26 protein-coding genes and 1 pseudogene are annotated in these 20,906 nt (G+C 41.3%); 19 read left to right on the top strand and 8 right to left on the bottom strand.

Annotation, left to right across the window (positions count from 1 at the left end; translation table 11 throughout):
- Window positions 1-57 precede the first annotated feature (57 nt).
- From LC090_RS15170 to LC090_RS15125, 10 genes are all read left to right on the top strand, one after another.
- Window positions 58-780, top strand: coding sequence for a DUF421 domain-containing protein (locus LC090_RS15170; protein ID WP_226658868.1), 723 nt, complete (start codon window positions 58-60; stop codon window positions 778-780).
- Window positions 781-1,304: 524 nt separating this feature from the next.
- Window positions 1,305-2,354, top strand: a complete 1,050-nt coding sequence (locus LC090_RS15165) for a TRAP transporter substrate-binding protein (protein WP_369522757.1) — start codon at window positions 1,305-1,307, stop codon at window positions 2,352-2,354.
- A gap of 98 nt (window positions 2,355-2,452) precedes the next feature.
- A complete protein-coding gene (locus LC090_RS15160; RefSeq protein ID WP_226658867.1) occupies window positions 2,453-2,992 on the top strand; it encodes a TRAP transporter small permease in 540 nt (179 codons plus the stop codon).
- Window positions 2,989-4,269 (top strand): TRAP transporter large permease, encoded by a 1,281-nt coding sequence (locus tag LC090_RS15155; RefSeq protein ID WP_226658866.1) that lies wholly within the window; start codon window positions 2,989-2,991, stop codon window positions 4,267-4,269. The genes LC090_RS15160 and LC090_RS15155 overlap by 4 nt, the downstream gene beginning before the upstream one ends.
- Before the next feature lie 100 nt (window positions 4,270-4,369).
- Window positions 4,370-5,338: a sugar kinase gene (locus LC090_RS15150; protein WP_226659381.1), complete on the top strand. Its 969-nt coding sequence runs from the start codon at window positions 4,370-4,372 to the stop codon at window positions 5,336-5,338.
- A 17-nt stretch (window positions 5,339-5,355) separates the two neighbouring features.
- Window positions 5,356-6,012 (top strand): bifunctional 4-hydroxy-2-oxoglutarate aldolase/2-dehydro-3-deoxy-phosphogluconate aldolase, encoded by a 657-nt coding sequence (locus LC090_RS15145; protein WP_226658865.1) that lies wholly within the window; start codon window positions 5,356-5,358, stop codon window positions 6,010-6,012.
- Complete coding sequence (gene dgoD, locus LC090_RS15140) at window positions 6,009-7,157, top strand: galactonate dehydratase (RefSeq protein WP_226658864.1); 1,149 nt, start codon at window positions 6,009-6,011, stop codon at window positions 7,155-7,157. Before LC090_RS15145 ends, dgoD begins: the two co-directional genes overlap by 4 nt.
- A gap of 6 nt (window positions 7,158-7,163) precedes the next feature.
- On the top strand, window positions 7,164-8,060 hold the full coding sequence (locus LC090_RS15135; protein ID WP_226658863.1) for an AEC family transporter: 897 nt from the start codon (window positions 7,164-7,166) through the stop codon (window positions 8,058-8,060).
- Between the two features lie 96 nt (window positions 8,061-8,156).
- Window positions 8,157-8,423 (top strand): HPr family phosphocarrier protein, encoded by a 267-nt coding sequence (locus LC090_RS15130; protein WP_226658862.1) that lies wholly within the window; start codon window positions 8,157-8,159, stop codon window positions 8,421-8,423.
- Between the two features lie 89 nt (window positions 8,424-8,512).
- Complete coding sequence (locus tag LC090_RS15125; protein ID WP_226658861.1) at window positions 8,513-9,274, top strand: SDR family oxidoreductase; 762 nt, start codon at window positions 8,513-8,515, stop codon at window positions 9,272-9,274.
- 158 nt (window positions 9,275-9,432) lie between these two features.
- On the opposite strand, the gene LC090_RS15120 is transcribed toward LC090_RS15125, so the two are convergent.
- The gene (locus tag LC090_RS15120) at window positions 9,433-9,600 is read right to left on the bottom strand and encodes a hypothetical protein (RefSeq protein ID WP_226658860.1); all 168 of its coding nucleotides are present in this window, start codon (window positions 9,598-9,600) and stop codon (window positions 9,433-9,435) included.
- 176 nt (window positions 9,601-9,776) lie between these two features.
- Between LC090_RS15120 and LC090_RS15115 the strand changes: the two genes are divergently transcribed.
- Together LC090_RS15115 and LC090_RS15110 are read left to right on the top strand one after the other, a co-directional pair.
- Window positions 9,777-9,962, top strand: coding sequence for a hypothetical protein (locus LC090_RS15115; protein WP_226658859.1), 186 nt, complete (start codon window positions 9,777-9,779; stop codon window positions 9,960-9,962).
- A gap of 92 nt (window positions 9,963-10,054) precedes the next feature.
- Window positions 10,055-10,864 carry a hypothetical protein gene (locus LC090_RS15110; RefSeq protein ID WP_226658858.1) on the top strand — a complete coding sequence of 270 codons (810 nt, stop codon included), beginning with the start codon at window positions 10,055-10,057 and terminating at the stop codon, window positions 10,862-10,864.
- Between the two features lie 77 nt (window positions 10,865-10,941).
- On the opposite strand, the pseudogene LC090_RS15105 reads toward LC090_RS15110, so the two are convergent.
- Window positions 10,942-11,403: pseudogene (locus LC090_RS15105) on the bottom strand (FtsX-like permease family protein); the annotation flags it as partial.
- A gap of 134 nt (window positions 11,404-11,537) precedes the next feature.
- On the opposite strand from LC090_RS15105, the gene LC090_RS15100 reads away from it, so the two are divergent.
- Window positions 11,538-11,810, top strand: a complete 273-nt coding sequence (locus LC090_RS15100; RefSeq protein WP_226658857.1) for a hypothetical protein — start codon at window positions 11,538-11,540, stop codon at window positions 11,808-11,810.
- A 40-nt stretch (window positions 11,811-11,850) separates the two neighbouring features.
- Here LC090_RS15100 and LC090_RS15095 read toward each other — a convergent pair whose 3' ends face one another.
- The 4 genes from LC090_RS15095 to LC090_RS15080 all read right to left on the bottom strand — a co-directional run bounded on the left by LC090_RS15095 (window position 11,851) and on the right by LC090_RS15080 (window position 14,075).
- Window positions 11,851-12,474, bottom strand: coding sequence for a sterol desaturase family protein (locus LC090_RS15095; RefSeq protein WP_226658856.1), 624 nt, complete (start codon window positions 12,472-12,474; stop codon window positions 11,851-11,853).
- A gap of 1 nt (window position 12,475) precedes the next feature.
- The gene (locus tag LC090_RS15090; RefSeq protein ID WP_226658855.1) at window positions 12,476-13,162 is read right to left on the bottom strand and encodes a GntR family transcriptional regulator; all 687 of its coding nucleotides are present in this window, start codon (window positions 13,160-13,162) and stop codon (window positions 12,476-12,478) included.
- 269 nt (window positions 13,163-13,431) lie between these two features.
- Window positions 13,432-13,710 carry a DUF5344 family protein gene (locus tag LC090_RS15085; protein ID WP_226658854.1) on the bottom strand — a complete coding sequence of 93 codons (279 nt, stop codon included), beginning with the start codon at window positions 13,708-13,710 and terminating at the stop codon, window positions 13,432-13,434.
- The gene (locus LC090_RS15080) at window positions 13,707-14,075 is read right to left on the bottom strand and encodes a YwqH-like family protein (protein ID WP_226658853.1); all 369 of its coding nucleotides are present in this window, start codon (window positions 14,073-14,075) and stop codon (window positions 13,707-13,709) included. The genes LC090_RS15085 and LC090_RS15080 overlap by 4 nt, the downstream gene beginning before the upstream one ends.
- Before the next feature lie 421 nt (window positions 14,076-14,496).
- Here LC090_RS15080 and LC090_RS15075 point away from each other — a divergent pair, with 421 nt between their 5' ends.
- Window positions 14,497-14,766 carry a hypothetical protein gene (locus LC090_RS15075; RefSeq protein WP_226658852.1) on the top strand — a complete coding sequence of 90 codons (270 nt, stop codon included), beginning with the start codon at window positions 14,497-14,499 and terminating at the stop codon, window positions 14,764-14,766.
- A gap of 60 nt (window positions 14,767-14,826) precedes the next feature.
- On the opposite strand, the gene LC090_RS15070 is transcribed toward LC090_RS15075, so the two are convergent.
- Window positions 14,827-15,798: a hypothetical protein gene (locus LC090_RS15070; protein WP_226658851.1), complete on the bottom strand. Its 972-nt coding sequence runs from the start codon at window positions 15,796-15,798 to the stop codon at window positions 14,827-14,829.
- Window positions 15,799-16,188: 390 nt separating this feature from the next.
- Here LC090_RS15070 and LC090_RS15065 point away from each other — a divergent pair, with 390 nt between their 5' ends.
- The 5 genes from LC090_RS15065 (at window position 16,189) to LC090_RS15045 (ending at window position 19,936) form a co-directional block, all read left to right on the top strand.
- Window positions 16,189-16,713 (top strand): competence protein ComK, encoded by a 525-nt coding sequence (locus LC090_RS15065; protein WP_226658850.1) that lies wholly within the window; start codon window positions 16,189-16,191, stop codon window positions 16,711-16,713.
- An 85-nt stretch (window positions 16,714-16,798) separates the two neighbouring features.
- Window positions 16,799-17,866, top strand: a complete 1,068-nt coding sequence (locus LC090_RS15060) for a hypothetical protein (RefSeq protein ID WP_226658849.1) — start codon at window positions 16,799-16,801, stop codon at window positions 17,864-17,866.
- Between the two features lie 352 nt (window positions 17,867-18,218).
- The gene (locus LC090_RS15055; RefSeq protein WP_226658848.1) at window positions 18,219-19,049 is read left to right on the top strand and encodes a DUF2785 domain-containing protein; all 831 of its coding nucleotides are present in this window, start codon (window positions 18,219-18,221) and stop codon (window positions 19,047-19,049) included.
- Window positions 19,050-19,110: 61 nt separating this feature from the next.
- Complete coding sequence (locus LC090_RS15050; RefSeq protein ID WP_226658847.1) at window positions 19,111-19,629, top strand: GNAT family N-acetyltransferase; 519 nt, start codon at window positions 19,111-19,113, stop codon at window positions 19,627-19,629.
- Window positions 19,630-19,648: 19 nt separating this feature from the next.
- The gene (locus tag LC090_RS15045) at window positions 19,649-19,936 is read left to right on the top strand and encodes a hypothetical protein (RefSeq protein WP_226658846.1); all 288 of its coding nucleotides are present in this window, start codon (window positions 19,649-19,651) and stop codon (window positions 19,934-19,936) included.
- A 43-nt stretch (window positions 19,937-19,979) separates the two neighbouring features.
- Here the strand turns inward: LC090_RS15045 and LC090_RS15040 are convergent, their stop codons facing one another.
- Window positions 19,980-20,522 carry a hypothetical protein gene (locus LC090_RS15040; RefSeq protein WP_226658845.1) on the bottom strand — a complete coding sequence of 181 codons (543 nt, stop codon included), beginning with the start codon at window positions 20,520-20,522 and terminating at the stop codon, window positions 19,980-19,982.
- Window positions 20,523-20,906: the final 384 nt, after the last annotated feature.

Here is a 20,906-nt window from a genome sequence, read left to right as displayed (position 1 = left end):
TGTGATGAATCGTCTAATGGGCATGATGAGGGTATCTGTCTGAAAGAGGTGCTCATCATGGATATCGCAATGGATGCCTTAAAGGTCATTTTTCGGGTTCTAACCATTCTCCCCTTTATGCTTGCGATCGGAATTTATATGGGAAAGCGTTCAATGGGTGAACTTCCCGTTTTTGATTTTTTGATCGTACTTGTCTTTGGTTCGGTTGTAGGGGCGGATATTGCGGACCCAAAAATTGAACACATCCATACGGTTGTGGCGATGATTGCAATTGCGCTATTACAAAAAGTGATTGTTAAACTCAAGCTGAAGAATCAGAAGGTAGGAAAGCTTTTGTCCATTGAACCAACGGTGGTGATCTACAAGGGAAACTTCCTTAGAAAAAATATGCAACAGATTCAATACTCTCTTGATAATATTCTACAGATGCTCCGAGAAAAGGATGTGTTTCATACAAAAGATGTGGAGCTTGCGATTGTGGAAGCGAATGGAAGGCTTAGTGTGAAGTTGTATGCTGATAAGGAAGCTGTCGTGCGAGAAGATATCGGGGTTTACAAGAACAGCGATCAATTTGAAATCCCTGTTATTTTGGATGGACGCGTGCAGTACGAATTGTTAAAGCATATCAGACGAACAGAAGCATGGTTAATGGCTGAGCTTGAGAAAGCAGGTGAGCCCAAGGTTGAGGGGATTTTTTATTGTGGAGTGGATCAAGATGGTTCACTGGTAATATCAAGGAAAGAACAAACTTTAGCTGATGTTCCACCTTTAATACATTGAGGCGAAGTAGTCAGAGTCAAACCTGACTACTTTTTTCTTGTTGAAAATTAATTTCAATCTATGATAGGCTATACGTTGTGTTGATTTGAACATAAAACTAATTATTTCTATCGGGTTTCGAAAGGAATAGGAAGAGGATATAAACTAGGAAATGTTTATTTTGAAGGGTATAGGTAAGGAGTAAGCTTTTTATGAAAGCCTTATCAATACTCAGACAAAATATTTCTACTATATATATTTTTGAATAAATATTTTTTCTTGAAAACCATTGTATTAAAAATAAATTCATGTATAATCAAATTTACAGAATAATTATTTCATTACGATATTCCAAATAAGGGGGAATGAAAAGGGAACCTGTTCCAGCAAAAGGTTGAAATTGCTGTTTTTTTACAGGTCATGTGAAAGCGGTTACTGTATTTTTATGAATTTAAATGACACTGGGGTCTAGTGAAAATGGTCTACCTTGAAATTGGCGACCGAGGGGTTAACAAAAATAAACTACATAAAGGGGAATGAGTATTTTGAAAAAATTAGCAATGGTACTATCTACTATTCTATTAATCGCGATGCTTGCAGCTTGTGGTAATAGTAATGAAAAAGCTAGTAGTAATGGTGGAGATGAAAGCGCTTCAGGTAGTGGCGATGCGAAAGTGATTAAAGCAGGTATTGGACTAAATGAAGATCACCCTCAATATAAAGGGCTGTTAAAATTTAAAGAAATCGTTGAAGAAAAAACTGACGGTGCGATTAAAGTTGAAACTTACCATAGTGGTCAACTAGGCGATGACCGTTCGATGACGGAAGCACTTCAACTTGGTACACAAGAAGTTACGATTCCATCAACAGCACCACTTGCAAACTTTGTTCCGGAATTTAGCGTATTCGATATTCCGTTCCTCTTCCCGAATGAAGAAGTGGCAGATACCGTTCTTGATAGTGATGTTGGACAAGATCTACTTAAAAAGCTAGAAAGCCAGAACCTTGTTGGTCTATCGTATTGGGAGAACGGTTTCCGTGATCTAACGAACAGTGAACATCCTGTAGCAACAATGGATGATTTTAACGGTCTTAAAATCCGTACAATGGAAAATGACCTTCACCTTGATGCCTTTAAAGCACTAGGAGCAAACCCGACGCCAATGGCATTTACAGAGCTTTTCACTGCATTGCAGCAGGGTACAGTGGACGGCCAAGAGAACCCTTACGCAACAATCTATCTTCAAAAGTTCTATGAAGTTCAAGACTATGTTTCAAACACGCATCACATCTATAGCCCATTTGTCTTCTTGATGAGCAAATCGTTCTATGATGGTTTATCAGAAGATCAGCAGAAAATTGTAAAAGACGCTGCTGTTGAAGCTGGGAAATATGAGCGTAAATTGAACCGTGAAGCGAATGAAAAATATCTTCAATCTCTTCAAGATGAAGGCATGGAATATACAGAAATCACTCCTGAAGCAAGAGAAGAAATGGTGAAAGCGGTTGCTCCAGTAATTGATGAGTATAAGAGCCAAATTGGTGAAGAAACGGTTGATAAAGTCTACAAAGCGATTGAAGACGCACAAAAATAATCCAATCGTGAGGGGGTATACGCTGTGGAAATAATGTGCAGCGTATACTCTTTCTATCTTATTTATTCAATAATACTAGAATCAGTTGAGGTGAAGGTATGAAGATCATTCGAGCGATAGATCGTAGACTGGAAGAATTCCTGCTCGTAGTCTTTTCAACGTTGATGGTGAGTGTTATTTTCCTGCAAGTTGTGATGCGGGTGACAGGAAACTCCCTATCATGGTCAGAAGAGCTCGGGCGATACAGTTTCATCTGGTTAGTGTACATAGGCATTAGCTACGGGGTAAAGAAGCAGCGGCATATTAAAGTTGAAGTCATGCTTCTCCTCTTAAAGGAAAAAGGTAAATTAATTGTTGCAATGATTGCGAACTTATTATTCTTTGTTTTTTGTCTTTATGTCATTTTTTATGGATACGACATCGCGAGCCAATTGCTAAGCTTCGGTCAGAAGTCGCCAGCGTTACATATCCCTATGGGGGCTGTATATATGGCAACACCGATTGGTTTTGGGTTATCAGCGATTCGACTATTGCAAAACCTTTATGGTCAGTTCAAGATGCTGACAGGGAAACAGGAAGTTAATGTCGAGGACGAACGTGATCGTATTATGAAACAGGAAGGGGACGATGAGTCATGACAACATTGATACTATTTGGTTCATTTGCACTTCTCCTGTTTTTAAGTGTACCAATTGGAATTGCGCTTGGCCTTTCGACACTCGCAACTATTTTGTATACAGGAGCGATCCCGATCCCTTTTCTAATGAAGGAACTGGTTACTTCTGTTGATTCGTTTCCATTAATGGCTGTTCCGTTTTTCATCCTAGCTGGTGAAATTATGGGGAAAGGCGGCATTTCTGAAAGACTCTTTAACTTTGCGAATGCGCTTGTTGGAAACAAAACAGGTGGCTTTGCGATGGCGACCATCGTCACGTGTATGTTCTTCGCCGCTATCTCTGGATCAGGTCCAGCAACAGTTGCTGCGATCGGTGGGATTATGATTCCAGCAATGGTGAAGCAAGGGTATGATAAAAAGTTTGCGACAGCTACTGTTGCAGCAGCAGGTTCGATTGGCGTTATCATTCCACCAAGTATTCCAATGGTTATCTATGGTGTCGTTGGTGGCGCTTCTATTGGGGATATGTTTATCGCGGGAATCATTCCAGGGCTTTTAGTGGGGCTTTCTCTTATGGTTTGGGCCTACATGTATTCAAAGAAAAACAATTACCGTGGATCTGATCAAAAGACGACGCTTGCAAACATTTGGAAAACGTTTTGGGAAGCAAAATGGGCGCTTGTTATTCCAGTGATCATTCTTGGTGGCATTTACGGTGGTATTTTCACACCGACAGAAGCAGCAGTTATCGCTGTCGTCTACGGGATTATTGCTGGACTGTTCCTCTACCGCGAATTGGCGTTGAAAGATTTGCCGAAGCTATTAGCAGATGCTTCTTTAACAACAGCGACTGTGTTAATTATTGTAGGATCAGCAACAGCTTTCGGACGTTTGCTAACGATTGAGCAAATTCCAACGCAAGTTGCGAACTTCTTACTCTCAATCTCTGATAGCGAAATCGTTATCATTCTATTAATTACGGTTCTCCTTCTATTAGTAGGTTGTTTCATGGATACGCTGGCAGCGATTATTATTCTAACGCCGATTCTTTTACCAATTGCCGTTAATATTGGGTTTGATCCGATTCACTTCGGTATCATTATGGTCGTTAACTTAGCGATTGGATTTATTACACCTCCTCTTGGAGTAAATCTCTTCGTTGGTTCAGGTATTTCCGGTTTATCGATTGAACAGTTATCTAAGGCGATTATTCCATATTTCTTTGCAATGGTTTTCTCGCTCTTAATGATTACATTTATTCCGGAATTGTCACTCTGGCTGATCAGTTTTGGAAAATAGGGAGGCAACGGTCTCCAAGTTTCATAGATCCCTTGCTTCTGCGCAAGGGGTTTTTGTTACATAAAGAAGTTAAAATTTAATGAAGAGAGTAGGGATCGTCATGAAGTCACTCGATGTTGTGACGTTAGGTGAAACAATGGTTTTATTTAGCACTCCCGATCAGCTCTCGCTTGAATATGCTCATCACGTGGTGAAACAAATCGCAGGAGCGGAATCTAATGTCGCAATTGCCTTGTCCCGTTTAGGCGTTCAAGCAGGTTGGATAAGCAAGCTGGGAGAGGACCCATTTGGTCGTTATATTCATAAGTTCATTCGTGGCGAAGGAGTGGAAACGAGTGAGGTGATCTTCACACATGAAGCGCCTACCTCAGTCTTTTTTAAAGAAAAGGTATCTGCAGAGAATGTGAATGTGTATTATTATCGGAAAGATTCAGCGGCAAGTCGATTAAGCAAATCTGATTTGAACGAAGCTTACCTGGCGTCCGCACGATTTTTGCATGTGACCGGCATTACTCCGGCTTTAAGTGAGTCGTGTAAAGAAGCGGTTCTACATGCGATCCGTCTCGCGAGGGCAAATGGGTTAACGGTTGTGTTCGATCCAAATATCCGCTTTAAGCTTTGGAAAGATCACGAGGAAGCTCGTAACGTTCTCCTCGAGATTGCCTCTCTATCAGACTATCTTCTGCCAGGAGTTGATGAGGCATCCTTTCTAACGGGTGAACGTGACTACGAGAAGGCGGCAAATGCGTTATTAACAAGGGATGATCAAACGGTCATCATGAAGTTAGGAGCAGAAGGCGCTTACTATTCTTCCAAGCATGAATCAGGGGAAGTCTCAGGCTATCCGGTAAAGCACGTTGTGGATCCTGTTGGAGCTGGTGATGGCTTTGCTGCAGGTGTGATTAGTAGTTTAGTAGAAGGATGTACGATTCCAGAAGCCGTGGAGCGAGGAAATGCGGTTGGATCGTTTGTCGTTCAAATGAACGGTGATGTGGAAGGTCTTCCAACTAGGAAGCAACTGGAACAATTTATGGATTCGGGAAAACGTCATGCTGACGTTGAACGGTAGGAAAGGTGGCGGGGAAATTGGAAAAAGCAAAGAAGCTCATGCAGATTCACTCTTCTGGAGTGGTCGCGGTGATTAGGCGACAGCGTCCGGAAGATGTTGTGCCTCTGGCTGAGGCCCTCGTTAAGGGTGGGGTAACGACACTGGAAATTACGGTGGATAGTGAGCAGTCGTATCATTTAATTGGAGAGGTGAAAAAACGTCTAGGGACAACAGCTCTTGTTGGGGCTGGGACAGTTCTTGATGCGGAAACCGCCAAAACTGCTATTCAAGCAGGTGCAGATTTCATTTTCTCTCCAATCTATAGCAAGAGTCTTATTGAAATGGCAAAACGATATGGTGTGATATCGATGCCTGGTGTGTTAACGCCAAGTGAAATGGTTGAAGCATATCAAGCGGGTGCTGATATTGTTAAGGTCTTTCCTGCTTCAGCTTTCGGCCCTTCCTATATTAAAGATCTACAAGGTCCGCTTGGACACATCTCGATGATTCCGACGGGCGGAGTGACTGTTGAAAATATAGGAACCTATATTGCAAATGGGGCAGTAGCCGCTGGGGTTGGTGGCTCGTTAGTGAAACAAACATTTATTGACAGTCAGGATTTTGCAAGCATTACAACACTTGCTGAACAATTTTCAGAAGCAGTAAAAAACGCAAGAACGGAGAGTGACGCATGAAAATCAAGACGATTGAAACATTTGTTGTGCCGCCAAGATGGTTGTTTCTAAAGATCACAACCGACGAAGGTATTGTCGGATGGGGAGAACCCGTCATTGAGGGACGCGCGGCAACAGTTGAAGCTGCTGTCCACGAGCTTAAAGACTATCTTATCGGGAAAGACCCGCTCCCAATTGAAGACCATTGGAATGTGATGTATCGTTCTGGTTTCTATCGTGGTGGGCCGATTCACATGAGCGCGATCGCTGGAATTGATCAGGCGCTTTGGGACATAAAGGGCAAATATTACAATGCGCCGATTTCAGAGTTAATGGGTGGAAAGTGTCGTGATGCGATTGATGTGTACTCCTGGATTGGTGGAGATCGTCCATCCGATGTCGGGCGTGCAGCGCAGGAGGCAGCTGAGAAAGGTTTCCGTGCGATCAAGATGAATGGTACGGAAGAACTGCAGTACATCGATTCTTATCAAAAAATTGATGAAACGCTTGAACGAGTGGATGCGGTACGAAAAGCTGTTGGCAAGGATTTTGGAATCGGTATTGATTTTCATGGTCGTGTCCATAAGCCGATGGCGAAGATCCTTGCGAAGGAGCTTGAAGTGTATCGCCCGATGTTTATCGAGGAACCTGTTTTACCAGAAAATAATGAAGCACTGAAGGAAATTGCTTCTCATACGTCGATTCCGATTGCGACAGGAGAGCGTATGTATTCACGCTGGGATTTCAAGAAGGTATTTGCTGATGGGTATGTTGACATTATTCAGCCGGATTTATCTCACGCTGGCGGGATTACAGAGTGCAAGAAGATCGCAACGATGGCTGAGGCTTATGATGTAGGGTTGGCACCACACTGTCCGCTTGGCCCGATTGCCTTAGCTGCGTGCTTGCAAGTCGATGCCACTTGTCACAATGCCTTTATTCAGGAGCAAAGCCTTGGCATCCATTACAATCAAGGAAGTGACCTTTTGGATTACATAACAGATTCGTCTGTTTTTTCTTATGAGAATGGTATGGTTTCGATGCTGACTGGACCTGGTCTAGGCATTGAAATTAATGAAGAGAAAGTCATTGAGATGGCTCAGGTTGGTCATCGCTGGCGCAATCCTGTCTGGAGACACTCAGATGGTAGCGTTGCCGAGTGGTAAACGGCCATGACGGTATTTATTCAGGTTGTATTGCCTGTTCTCCTTGTGTTTGGAGCAGGTTTCTTACTCCAAAAATTAGCTAAGCTAGACTTGAAATCAGTATCAACAGTAGCTCTCTATATCATGCTACCGTGTCTAGTGTTTAAGACATTCTATAACGCTGATTTAAACGGTGAGTATGTGATGATGCTCGTGTTTTCCATCCTTCTTCTTGTGAGTATTCTCGTCATTAATAAAATCGTAGCGAGAATAAAAGGGTATGATCCCTCGATGGAAAGCGGCTTAATCTTATCAACGGCATTTATGAATTCTGGCAACTACGGAGCTCCCATCATTCTATTTGCTTTCGGTGAAGCTGGATTCGTTTATTCCGTATCGTTTCTCGTTCTGCAAGCGATCATCATGAATTTCTTTGGGGTTTATTATGCTGCTAGAGGAAAGTCAGGGCTCAGGATGGCGATTGTATCCGTGTTAAAGATGCCTCCGACCTATGCAGTGATTGTGGCCCTGATAATGAACCTTGGTTCAATTAAAATGCCTGGAAATCTCATGTCGAGCGTAGAACTACTTGCCAATGCCTCCATTCCAATGGTGATGGTTGTACTTGGTATGCAGCTTGCAGGGATTTCAATGAACAATATGGACTGGTCAAAAATTTCTTATGCTTCAATCCTTCGATTGATTGCCTCACCAGCCATTGCGTTTGGGTTGACGCTCGTTTTACCAATGAGTGATTTAATGGCAAGTGTATTAATAATCTCTGCCGCCATGCCTTCCGCTGCCACGACAACCATTTACGCTGTGCAGTTTGATTCGAAGCCAGAGCTTGTCTCGAGTATTACGCTAATGACGACGTTGTTGAGTGTGATTACAATACCGATTCTCTTAATGATGTACATGTAGCACAATGATGGAGTGAGTCGTTCGATCGGATGGCCAATGGAATTGAAGAAGATGTTGCTTGTTTTGCTGACATCATAAACGAAAGGATGAAGGAACATGGATAATAAAGTAGAGAAGAAGATTCCTGTATACATGACAGAATCTCAAACAATCATAGAATTGAGCGAGATCATTCAGCAATACAAAGCTGAAATCATCCTTAAGAAAAATGTGAATGGAAGTTTAATTGAAGCCAACTTAAAGAGCTTTCTGGGCTTAATCAATCTTCGTTTACATAACGGAGACGAAATCACGGTGGAATGTGTAGGGGAAGATGCTGCGGAAGCGTTGAGTGAAGTGGAATTATTTTTGAGCGAAGGATAAAAAGGATAGGGGGACAGGTACGTACCTGTCCCCTATTCATTTAATGCGTTACCTCACTATTAAAATAAATCCATAAGGAGTGTAGAATAATGGGTATGAACTTATTTGACTTAACTGGCAAGGTGGCGGCGATTTCAGGAGCTACAAGAGGGATTGGGAAATCGATGGCCCTCGCTTTAGCAGAGGCAGGAGCAGATATTGCCTTGCTTCAGCGGAATATAGAACAAACCAATGTAAAAGAAGAAATTGAGCGCTTGGGAAGAACCTGTGTGATTATCCCATGTGATTTAGAACAGACAGACCAAGTGAAGGCGGCTATCCCGAATGTTGTTTCTCGATTCGGAACGATCGATATTCTGGTGAATAATGCAGGCATACAGCGAAGATCGCCTTCTGTTGATTTTCCTGAATCGGATTGGGACGATGTTCTTGATATTAACTTAAAAACTGTTTGGCTGTTATGCCAGGAAGCCGGCCGACATATGGTTCCAAAAGGTGAGGGGAAAATCATTAATGTTGCTTCGTTACTTTCCTACCAGGGTGGCATTAACGTTCCAGCATATGCTGCTGCCAAAGGCGGAGTTGCCCAATTAACAAAAGCATTATCAAATGAATGGGCAAAGCATCATGTCAATGTGAATGCGATCGTACCAGGATATATTGCGACAGATATGAACACAGCCATACTTGAGGACGATGAGCGGAACGCACAAATTCTTGACCGTATTCCAGCGGATCGTTGGGGTAACCCTGATGATTTCAAGGGAACAGCTGTTTATTTATCTTCATCTGCTTCTAATTATGTTCATGGCCATCTTGTGGCAGTCGATGGTGGTTGGCTAGGTAGATAAATGAGAAAAAAAGTGTTATCTAAGCATCTAGTAAAAATGGGAAAGGCGTGTCAGAGATGACACGCCTTTTTTGTATCGTTTTTGATGATCGAGTGTCTGTTATTCCGCAATTCGGTGGTGTTCTTAAGTAATTGTGTAAAAGATACCTTTGTAAGGTTTTATTGTTTTTGGTCCTTACGCTGATGATTTTCTTCTTTTGTTTCAAGCATGCCGTCATCATTATTCATCGCTTGTTCATTCTGATCAATACCAAGGTCAACTTCATTCACATAGGATTTTTTCGTGGCAGTTGGCTGATTTTGATATTTTTTCTTGTTTAATTTCATTAGAATCACCTCTATCGATTAGCATGGCTTATTGGATGAGAGATATACGCATTAGACGCCCAAACTGACGACACAATGTGACATAAACCGGGTGGTGACAGGCACTCGCTATTAGGTTTCATCGAGAGGCGATCGGGTAATCATTAATGGTATAACTTTCCATGGGTGGTGCAGTGATGGCTAAAAAGATTGGATTGATCGTTCTATTCATCGTAGCCACAGTTGTGATTTTGTGGATGGGTGTGGCGGATTATCAAGAGGATGGGTCATATAACCGCTTAATCAAAGGTTTTATAGCGATTATTGTGATAGGCATTGCTCTTAGTCAAGTACCTACAAATCATAAGAATAGTTCAGGCTGAGCATCATGTTTCTTCTTTCTGCTTAATAGGGGGTAAGAGAAAGGATCCTCATTTAATTAAATCGAAGTAGAAGGGTAGAAGGGGGATTCTACATGAAATATGCCGTTTCGGTGACCGACACGAAGAAAACGGAAGAAATTGAACGAAGTGGGCTGGAGCTTTTAGCGGTCCTTGAATCATATCAGGTGTCTTTGAACAACATTACATCGATTGAAGAGCAGCCAAGAGGTATGATCTTTCATGATTTAGAATCAGCGACAAAGCTGTATTCGACGATTCCGCTGCCAGCTTATACGTCGAGAGATTTGATTCATCTCACGCCACTATTAGAAACGTGGAAAGACATTTACTTAACTACGACGAATGGCGTGAAAGAAGCGGAGGATTATTATCGGAATCTTGAGATAGTCGATGTAGCTGAAATTGCTGCTCATGAATTAACACATCATGCAGACTTCTTTCACTCAGAGTTTGAAGATTGGGAAGAAGAGCATGCGAGTGACATGTGGTTTGAAGAAGGGATTTGCTTTTATTTACCGCGCAAGCTCTTAATGTCAGAGGAGCGTTTTGAGAGAGTGATGGAGGTAGAGCGACTGTTGATTGAGGCTTATAAAGAAGAGTACGGAGAGTACTCGTTAGATGCCTTTGGTGAAGCAGGGTATCGAGGTGGAGACAATTTTGCCTATTCGGCAGCGTTTTATGATTACTGGAGAAGCACGAGAACTGTTGCAAGATTAATCGATGAGTATTGTAAAGGGGAAGTACAGAAGCTGATCGGCTACTATCGAGAGTGGGTCGACGGTGGGGAGAAGGGACGACTTCAAGATTTCTTTGTACAGCGCTTCAAGTTATCGTCAGAAGAGGCAGAGGGACTTTGGTTACATAGTAAGGTGAAGGTATAAGAGAAGTGGAAATGGCTTTTTTATTTCGACAAAATCTAACATAAAGCGGGCGGTGACAGGCACCCCCCGCTTTTTCTTTATAGCGCTTCTCGAATGACTTTTTTGTAGTAGACGACGGATAAGGCGCCGAAGATGGAGTAGAGCAACGTATAGATTCCCATCACAATCAGCGTTGGTGTATACAATTCGGTTCCGAAGAAAAACCAACCGGATCGAACGGCAAAGTAACCGTGCAGTAGTCCGACAACAAGTGGGACGCCGAAGTTCACTATCTGCTTGCCACGAATGCCACGTGAAAGATCTGTTTGGGTGAAACCAAGCTTTCTAAGAACGGTATAATTCGGACGTTCTTCTTCGCCTTCATTCATCTGTTTGAAATAGAGAATGCAGCCAGATGTAATCAGGAACGTAAGACCTAGAAAGCCAACGATGAACATGATTAGCCCCATATTTTCTTTTTGCTGAAGAAAGGCTTCGTACTGTGAGCTTTTCCCCTGGTCATCCTCGAAGGAAAGAGATTGGAATAAATCGGTTGCTTCAGCTAGTCCTTAGCGAAGCACGAGGGGGGTCAGGTACGTACCTGACCCCCCTCGTGGACATTTGTCTTTTTTACATAATTCTCCTATTTTAATCAATAATAAAGGAAAACCGGTTGAAGTCAGGAGTTGATCACTTGAACGAGATAAGCCAGCAAGTATTACGCGAAGCCCATCAGGCGTGTGGAGATATTGAAACGATTCGTCACCAGTTGCTAGATGCAAGGCAGCGAGGAGAAATTGCGTTAGCTCAACGGTTTGAGCAGGAATTAATTCGAGCGGAGCAAGTTGCGAGAGAGTGCCAACGGAAGCTTCAGCAAACATCGGCAGGTAATCTTGAGGGAGAGCAGATTCTCCAGCAGATCACGCATGACATACATACGTGCGGTCAGACGTTGCGACAGCGATAGCTCCATAAAAAAAGCTGACTTGAGGTCAGCTTTTTTGAACTTATGTGGATTTATATTTCCGCTGTTCCAAATCCTTGGCGGTTTGACTCATCTCCACATCCTTTTCCTTTTTTAACGTGCCAAATAGTGCATCGACGAAAGGCGTGGAGACCCCGTACCAATAGTTTTCATTCTTATAATGATGCAGAATATGCGTTTTTTTAAGCCACTGCCCAAACCTTGTTTTCGGTTTAAAAGGACGATGAGCGATATAGTGCTTCCATTCATACAAGAAGAACATGGCAAGAAGCCCTGTACTAAAAGCAAGTGTGAAAAGAAGTGATCCGGAAAGCCAGTAGAAAATTAGACATAGTAGAAACAGATTCGGAAAACTATACCAAATCGGCAGGAATAAAAGCTTTAAATCATTTGGCACTTTATGATGGTCATAATGCAACCGTTTAATGAGCTTCAGAAGATAAGGGTTCTTAGGTGTTTTAATGTGAAATAAAAAGCGGTGGGTAAGGTATTCACTAAACATGTAAGTTACAATTCCGATGAGAATAAAGAGTAGGACAAAGGGAGATAGCGTCATCGTCAGTAAAAAGCCAAGAACGATAAGAAACACACCAAACATGAGTAAGATATCCAGATGAAAGAAGAAGTCACGATACAATTCTTTCACACTACACGCCCCCGTTTATTTTCATTTTCCAAAGTTCTAAACTAGTCACCATCATCTGTTTCGTTAGCGTTTCAGCATGGTTGAGATCTCCATTTAACGTTGCTTCGAGGAACTGTTCATAGTACGTCTTTGATGCTTTCCGATGAGAGGGTTCTAGAAAGTATTTCTCAGCCATTTTGCCATAGATGTCCTCGAAACTATTCAAGATGAGAAGAAAGACCGGATTCGGGGAGAGCTCGGCAATGCGTTTCTGTAGCTTCCAATCAAACTCAGCATATGATTTCGGATCGTCTGTTAGGTCTTGGAGTGGGATAAAAAGTGCAATCATTTGAAGTCTGTGATGAAGAAGCGCATCTCGGACGTAAGCGGGTGTTAACGTAATCCGAAGCTCAAGCATGTAAACAATGAATTCATCGGGAATGTCCTCGTGGTGCTGAAGAATATTCACGATGGTCATGAGATTACCATGCTTCCAATAATCATTTACAATCGCTGGTGCTCCTTTACGAATCGTAATCCACCCGTCTCTCTCCAGGCGCTGTAGTGCTTCACGAATAGTAGGTCTGCCGACTTGATAGTGAGTAGCGAGTTCTCGTTCAGGGGGAAGCGGGTCATTTGTGCGCCATTCTTTTTCTAAAATAGAACGAATCAGCTGTTTTGTGATTTTTTCGGAGGAGCGTTCTACCATTATAAGAAATCACCTCAGTTCTGGTAATACCAGAGTAGTTACTGGTATTACCATTATAATATAAGGTGAGTGGAAAGTGCGTGATTTTGTTTGAATATTCTTTCTTTTTATTCCGGTAAACTCCAATTAAAAAGCCCAACGAAGAAATCCTTCGATGAGCTAAGAGAGAAGAAGCAAGTATAGATAGGGAAATATTCTCCTCGCTATATTTCGAAGTAAGAGCAGCACATATCTGCTCTACTCCTTGGTGAAGCGTTATTATAGCGTTCCTAACGTATTTGAATTGAAGACGAGAGCTGTTTGTCCGCATACTCCAATTGCTGTACCGATTCTCGTACGGTCTGGTTGTTCAAGGTAAGAATTTCTTTATAGGCGTTTCCGACTTCCGTTAGCATATAATTTATCTCATTTAATCGATTTACGACATCCAGCGTATTTCCTTCTCCGGTGTTCTTTGGTAGCACTGCGTTAAAAGAGCTCAGGCTTTTTTCGATTTGGCTGATTGATTGTTCAACTTCACTAAACTTTACGTGCATTTCGTTACTCACTTCACATTTCTCCTTTCTCTCGCTTCCTCTTCTAACCGATGGATTTCCTGAGTTATATTAAATTCAAGCGTCTGGATTTCACGACGTAGGTGATCTGCTTTATTTTCTATTGTATTGAGTGCAGAATTGACTTGGTTAATGGATAGATCCTGATAAGACGCCTTCATATCTTCGCGAATATTTTGGAATGAGTTTGCTAATTCGCCAGCCCAAGTAGTAGGCGTTAGCTCGGGTTGATCAACAAGCTGTTTATTTTGAATGAATTCACTTTGTAAGCCATCTAGTTTCACTAAGCTAGATTGAAGGCGGACGAGCTGAGCTCGCTTTTCAGCTATTTCTGATTGCAAATAGGATAAATAGGACATTTGCGCTATCCCCTTTGTGATATTTATAATGAAAATCATACTCAAGCAGTAGTATATGGTACCAAATGGAAGAGGTCTGGTAAATAGGTTGTTCTACCTGTTCGTGAGACTGACGTACGGGGTATTTATACCTATACCCGGCTTTTTATTGATTTTAACCATATTATTGAAAAAATGGTAATGTGATTGAATGAGGAATTTCTTAATCTAATAGAATCTACGAGTTTTCCACTAGAAAGGTTTCATTCTATTAAACGTTAAATGATTATAATAGTCTCTAACCGGGAACGGAGTAGATGAGCGCGGTAACCCTTTTTTAAACGAATGTTCATACTTTTGCCATAACAAAAACGAGAGTGGCGCTGTTATAATTAGGATAGAAGTCATGAATCAGTTCACCTAGAAAAGGAAAGAAGGAAAAATGATGAGCACAGAATCTGAATCTAAACTATTGTTTTCATTGAGCATTGTGCAGTTTATCCTATCTGCGTTAATATTGTTACTTCCAGTTATGTATCTGATTACTCCTGAAGAGGAGAATTTACTACTATACGGCATTATGGGATTTGGCGTAATTAATCTACTTGCTGGTATTTCAAACCGGATCAAAGGTCAGCAGCGTTCTGGCATGTTTTATTCCATTTCGGGCGTCGTGCTGTTTGCGATTGGTATTAGTTTACTATTCTTTTAATCGTTACTCATAAAAAACAGACCTATTCTCATGTGAGAGTAGGTCTGTTTTGTGTTTCGGTTATATTTCCTCACTGAGTGTATAATTCACGCGTGCCATTAGATTGAGTGTTTCTTTGCGTACTTGAAAGTAGAGCTGTTCAAATTCTGCTCGATTTGTTTTCGGGTTTTCGAACTGACCGAGTTGTCCCCACATTCCTTGAACAGCTTGCATGTTTTCAAAAAGTTGAAGGTCCATTGCTGTCTGAGGTGCTGGAGGGAGAAGCGTTGGTGAACCCAGACTTTCTAATTCCTCTAAAAGGATCGGAAGGGCACCATGATCATAGGCCTGATTTTGGACGATATAATCGAGATCATTGAGCGTTGGAGCGATAAGATACGTTATCTTTGTAATGCCTCTTTCTAAATTCGTTGCTTCTTCGTAAGAACGGTAACTTAATTCTTGTCCCTGTAGTTGTGCCGGAGTAGCGCTCAGAATTAACTGGTAGGCTTCATTAATCTGATTCTGATCCGTAAGCTCGTAAGCTTCCTCTTCGACGATTCCGATAAACGCATCACCATAATTCGTGATGTTACGCATGTTTTCATTCTCCCCACTTACAATGGTTCGAATTGGTTTCTCATCTAACGCGAAGTAAATGCGTCCATCCTCATCCATGTATTCATCGACAATTTCCTTTTGAGTGTGCTCATACTTGATATTTCCATCTTCACCATAAGGTGTTTCAATCGAGACAGTAGGAATTCTAAGAAGTTCTTTTTCCGTATCTGTTAGGTTGTTATCCTGGGAGGTTGAATCAGTGGTAGGGATTTCCGAGTTGGTTTCGGGTGTTTCGCTAGCGTTGACAGGCTGCTCTTCTACACTGTCTTTCTTCGTTTCATTTGGCTTTTCTTTATTGGTGTTTGTGTTGCTAGCAATAGTAGTATTTTCTGAGCTAGCAGCTTCTGTGCCGACGTTATGGCTGGCATTTTGATTGCTGCTACATGCTGCTAATAAACCGCAGGCTAGTAGGATCAGTAGGTGTTTTTTCATTCTCCTAACCTCACATTCTATTTTATTGTATTTTCCTTTTATACCCATAAAAGACAATGCTAAACAAGTGGATATGGAGGGAGTAGTTGATTCGACAGGAAGTTACATAAAGCGGGTGGTGACAGGCACTAATGGGTCTTATCTACTAAAAAAAGTATTTGAATATTTCGGAACATTCATTATAATCAAGATTAAGGGTGGAAATATTTAGAAGATATTTGAGGCTGTGTTAACGAGAGGTGGTGATGAAGAAAGTGAATTGCATACATAAAAGCCCCAGAATGTTTCGTCGTGGTGGACGCATTCTGGGGCAGTTGTTGGCGTGCAAACCAACAATATCCTTAGTATACCTTGTAATCGAGCGCAGGGGAACCGAAATGGAGAACACGAATGAATCTCATACCCGGAAGCGGGATGGAAGGGAAAGCGGTCATGGTTAATAATGAAATGATGATTATGAACGACTATGAAATAAGTAAAATGACTCGTGCGATTGTGGTGGCGAAGGAAATGGATTATAGTTCTAGGATTTATGACCGAACGGGTACTTATTTATCGAAGACGACACCAGTAGACTTAATTCGCCAGGCGTGCCTTGAGGCTGGCGTTACGTATGAAGGTCGAAGAAAAGCGGTGATCTATCATTTAAAGTATGAACAGCAAACGCCAATCATCATTTCTACGTGGAATGGAATTTCGGTTTTTCCAACAGAGTCACCTGAGAGCATCGATTGCTGCTGGGTATTTTACCAGCATGTGAGGGATACGTATGCGATAACGAAAAATACGACAAAGATTTTGTTTCAAGATGGCTTTGAGTTAATCGTGCCGGTTTCGAAAGGGAGACTACAAAAACAAATGGAGCGCACGGGGCGCTGGGTTAGTCATTATTCGAATAATCCGGTTTATTGCTGAGAGTGTTAAGGGGTCAGGCACGTGCCTGACCCCTTATTCTGTTAAACTATAGAAAATCAGGTTTTAAATGGAAGGTGGAGGGCGGATGGCAAAATCTATCGTTTCTGATAATGAAGCTTTAGCATATTTAAGAATGACTACTCCAAAGGAAAATCGTATTTCAATCTTTTTTATGGTTTTATTTTTTGTAGATATCATGGGGTTCTTTCCTTATTTGGTCGGCCCATTCTCTCAACCATTCTTTCTAGCTGCTCTTTTTCCTGCCATTGCCATTACCTTTTGGATGCTAGCTTATGTTCTGGCCCCCTATAAACTAGCAGGTTCCTACAATCTTTTACTAGGGTGTCTATCCATTGTAAGTAACTATTTGTATTGGCTAGGCATTGAAAAATTTATTTATGTGAATTTAGGTGCTAAAGGGAATTCTCCCTTTTGGATTGGATTGTTTCTTTTCATTCTTCTTATCGTTTTCTTCTATTTTTTCACACGTTATTACGTGAAGAAAGGTAAATATAAGGCTATGCGAGCAGATCGGCAGCACTTAAGTGGATTTGAAATTATCTTATCCGCAGCTATTATTATTGCTATGCCTCAGCTCTTGAATTCCATGAGTTTTTTACAAGTACAAAATGCTTATCTCCTTATCGTTCTATTAGGTTTGATGTCTTTTTTTACTATATCCTTGATCGGAAGTTTCCATAAATACCAATTCCTCAAAAACAACGAGGACCTCGTTCGGAAGGCTTTCCCTAACAATCAGGTAATGAAGAAAGGAAGATACAGTGTTGCTGTTATAAAAGAAGGTTCTTTAACTTTTGAAGAGATGAAGATTTTAACAGAAGAACTAGGAGAATTCTCAAATGTATCTTCATTTAAAAAGGATACTTCGCTTAAATTAGATCAAAATGTTTTAAATAACGACATAAATAGTAAGCCTTTTATTCTTGTTGTCATGAAGGTGGAGCAGGACAAAATTGATGAAGAAATAAAGAAAATGCTGAGAACGAAGCGCTGGAAGTACTTTTTTAAAGGAGTACCTGAGGAGGAATATGAGAAAGTAGAGGAGCGCGTTCTTTATGATCCAAAAAATGCGGTCTTTCAGTCAGGGGACTTATCGGAAGTGAGAGGGTTTTTACAAAGCAGGATGACGTAGTGGTCAAAAACGATGCTGTCCCTATTTTTTTAGAAGGATTGTCGGAAGCCTTACGAGAAGTAGATTTTGACAGGGGATGAGGGTAAGTGGGAGATGCCGCTTTCTGGATCAAAACCGTTGGTGGTATGTTGTCTCTCGTTGCATGGGCTGGTACTATGCGTCTTTAGGAAAACGAATGGCGAAGGAAGAAAAAAAAGAAGGACAAGACCTAACGTATGAGATCAATCCGTTTACGGGTTCACAAAATGTTGCCGGTAGGGAAAAGCAACGTAAATAAACAAACTTGTCATACGTTGAACAAGCTGCGTAGTGACGCGGTTTTTTCTTTTCAATCGGGAAGGGTGGCGATTCATTGAACTTAAAGCTGGAATTAGAACAATTGAACTTAAACAATCCTTCTGTTCATTTGGATGATTTAATAGAAGAAATGGTTTCTCACATTGGAAGTACAGATCCAATTTTACGAGATGAACTCATTTATACAACCTTTGGAAAGCTAGTAATGGCTAATCTTTTATCAGAAAGTCAGCTTACCATGCTGTTATCGACTTGCCTCGATGAAAAGCATTTGTTTTATCATATTGGTGAAAAAGGAACAGACACGGTGTTTACACGTTCTTTCTCCGTACTTGCTATTGCCCTTCTTTTAGAAAACGATCGGGAAAGGCGTTTTCTAAAGGACGAGCAAGTAAACAACACCATAAAAGCTTGTTTTCGTTATGTAAGGGAGGAGAAAGATACACGTGGATTTGTTGAAGCAAAGGGGTGGGCCCACAGTATTGCGCATGGTGCTGACGCACTGACTGAAGCCGTGAAACATCCGATATTTCGTATGGAGAGCTTAGCGAAATGTCTGGAAGTGTTAGAAGCTTGTCTTTTTAAAGAGGCTACTTATGTTGATGATGAGGATGAACGTCTTTTGTTTGTGGTGGAGGCGCTTTTAGAAAAGGGGATGGAGGAGAAGCGGTTGAGCCAATGGCTACAGGGACTAAATCAAAGCCTGGAATCCCTTTTTAAAGAGAAAGGTTATTGTGTGGAAAGCTTTCATAAGAAGAGAAACGTGCTTGGTTTTTTAAAAAGCTGTTATTTTCGGTTGCTCATTAAGAATGAGTGTCCAGAAGCGAGAGGTGTAATTGAAGAGATTGTTGAACGCTGGACGAGAAAGATTTATTTAGGAGAATGAGCTTTTAGTACTGGTTGATTACAAAAAAAATCTTAGTAAAGAGAATGGCGGAACAGAAGCAATGGAACTATATTTGAAGAAACTATCAAAAACGGACGGAATGGAAGTCTATGAATTGTTGCAGGAAATTGACGGTAATGACAATGGGTTTCGCAACGAGGTTTCTTCGTTTAACTTTCAAGAGTTTAAATATTGGTTGGAAAGGAACGAGAATTTTTCGAAAGGAAGAGAACTTGACCATTGGATGGTGCCGCAGACGACATTCTGGTTATATAGACGCGACCAGCCAATAGGCTACGGAAGAATCCGGCATGCTTTAAATGAAAACCTGTCTAAAAATAGTGGTCACATTGGATATGCACTAGGGAAACCCTATCGAGGAAAAGGGTATGGTCACACTTTCTTACGGTTGCTTCTTCAGGAATGTTTGGAAATGAGCATTCATCCTATTCAAATTGGAGTGGGTATCGAAAATATCCGTTCAAATCAATTAGTCGTAGCTAACGGTGGAACGCTTATATCTGTTACGAAAAATAAAAAAATCTATCGAATTTTTAGGGAAGATGGTGCTTTTCACTAGGAAGAAAGGAGTCATTTGCATGCCGAAATCCTTACCAGGAAAGCTCTCACTGGCAATTCTAAGTATAGGTCTTTTGCAAGTGGTGTTTTTTGTGGGGATGGTTTCTAACAGTAAGGGTCTTGGAGCAATCGTGAATTTTATTCGATTTGCTCCATTTACCGCTTTGTTCGGAATTGTGTTTGGGGTTGTTGGATGGATGAGAGAGAAAAAAGGTCATCGATTCATCTCGATTATTTCAATCATTATGGCTGCACTGTTTCTGTCAGTATGTATTTATTTCTTTTTTATCTGGACCTTTGGTGGGTGAATGCATAGTATGTTCAGCACGTTTATATAGAGGGGCTACTGCTCTAAAGCGACGAAGTAATCGTACGTTCTTTCTTCTCCACCTTTCTCCTTGTTACCTCATCCCAAATAAAGAAGAGGGCAGAGCAGATGCTTGCACCAAGAAATAAGCCCTGGGCAATGAAGAAGGTTGCGAAGCCGAATCCGAGATGAATGAAAGCAGAGAGGACGACACGAAAACGGTTCGTTTTCTCTGAAAGATAGTCTGCTAAAATTGAAACAGGGAGTCCAATGACTAGATTTCCGAGCAGGCTATAAAGGAAGACAACGGTAAAAGAAATGAATGTAATAAATGAGAAGGCTTCTACGCCTATCATGGGAAGCGAAGAGAATAGTAACCCAATTGAAAATGTGATCGAGGTAAGCAAAGCGACTCGGACTTTTCTCATCTTATGAATAAGAACTTTTTTTCGAAAAACAGGAAATAAGAAGGCGATGGCTAGTAATGATAGAAGCACTTTAACAATGGTAGGTGTCTCAGATAGAAAGATGAGAGCGATGAGCATGAGAATGGATAAGACAAGAACAAAGCTATTTCCTTTAAACATAAGATCCCTCGTTTCTTTTAAGGAGCAATCATTGTTTTCATTTATTTTTATATTTCTTTTTTCTTCAATTTTAAGCTCTTCTCTAGTGTCATATGAGGTAAAGTCATTTTAACACATTTATCCAATTATTGGCGTTTAGAACCAGGGATGTAGATGCTCTTTTGTACTTTGCTAGGTTTACTCCGAGCCATCCTCCTCATCCATTTTCCACGAATAATCTGACCTCCCCATGTAATAAAGAAAACCAGCCGATGATAGGATCGTTAAAATCGCAATGAACAGCCCCATTTTATAAGCCTCCTTCTTTTATTCGCCCTACAAAGAAATCTTTCACACGTTAAGGTTAACAGGTGACGATCTTCCGGTTCTGAATCCATTAGGGGG

It is taken from the genome of Guptibacillus hwajinpoensis (assembly GCF_020524165.1).
Classification (GTDB): domain Bacteria; phylum Bacillota; class Bacilli; order Bacillales; family Guptibacillaceae; genus Guptibacillus; species Guptibacillus hwajinpoensis_D.
This window is presented reverse-complemented; position numbering and strand designations above follow the sequence as displayed.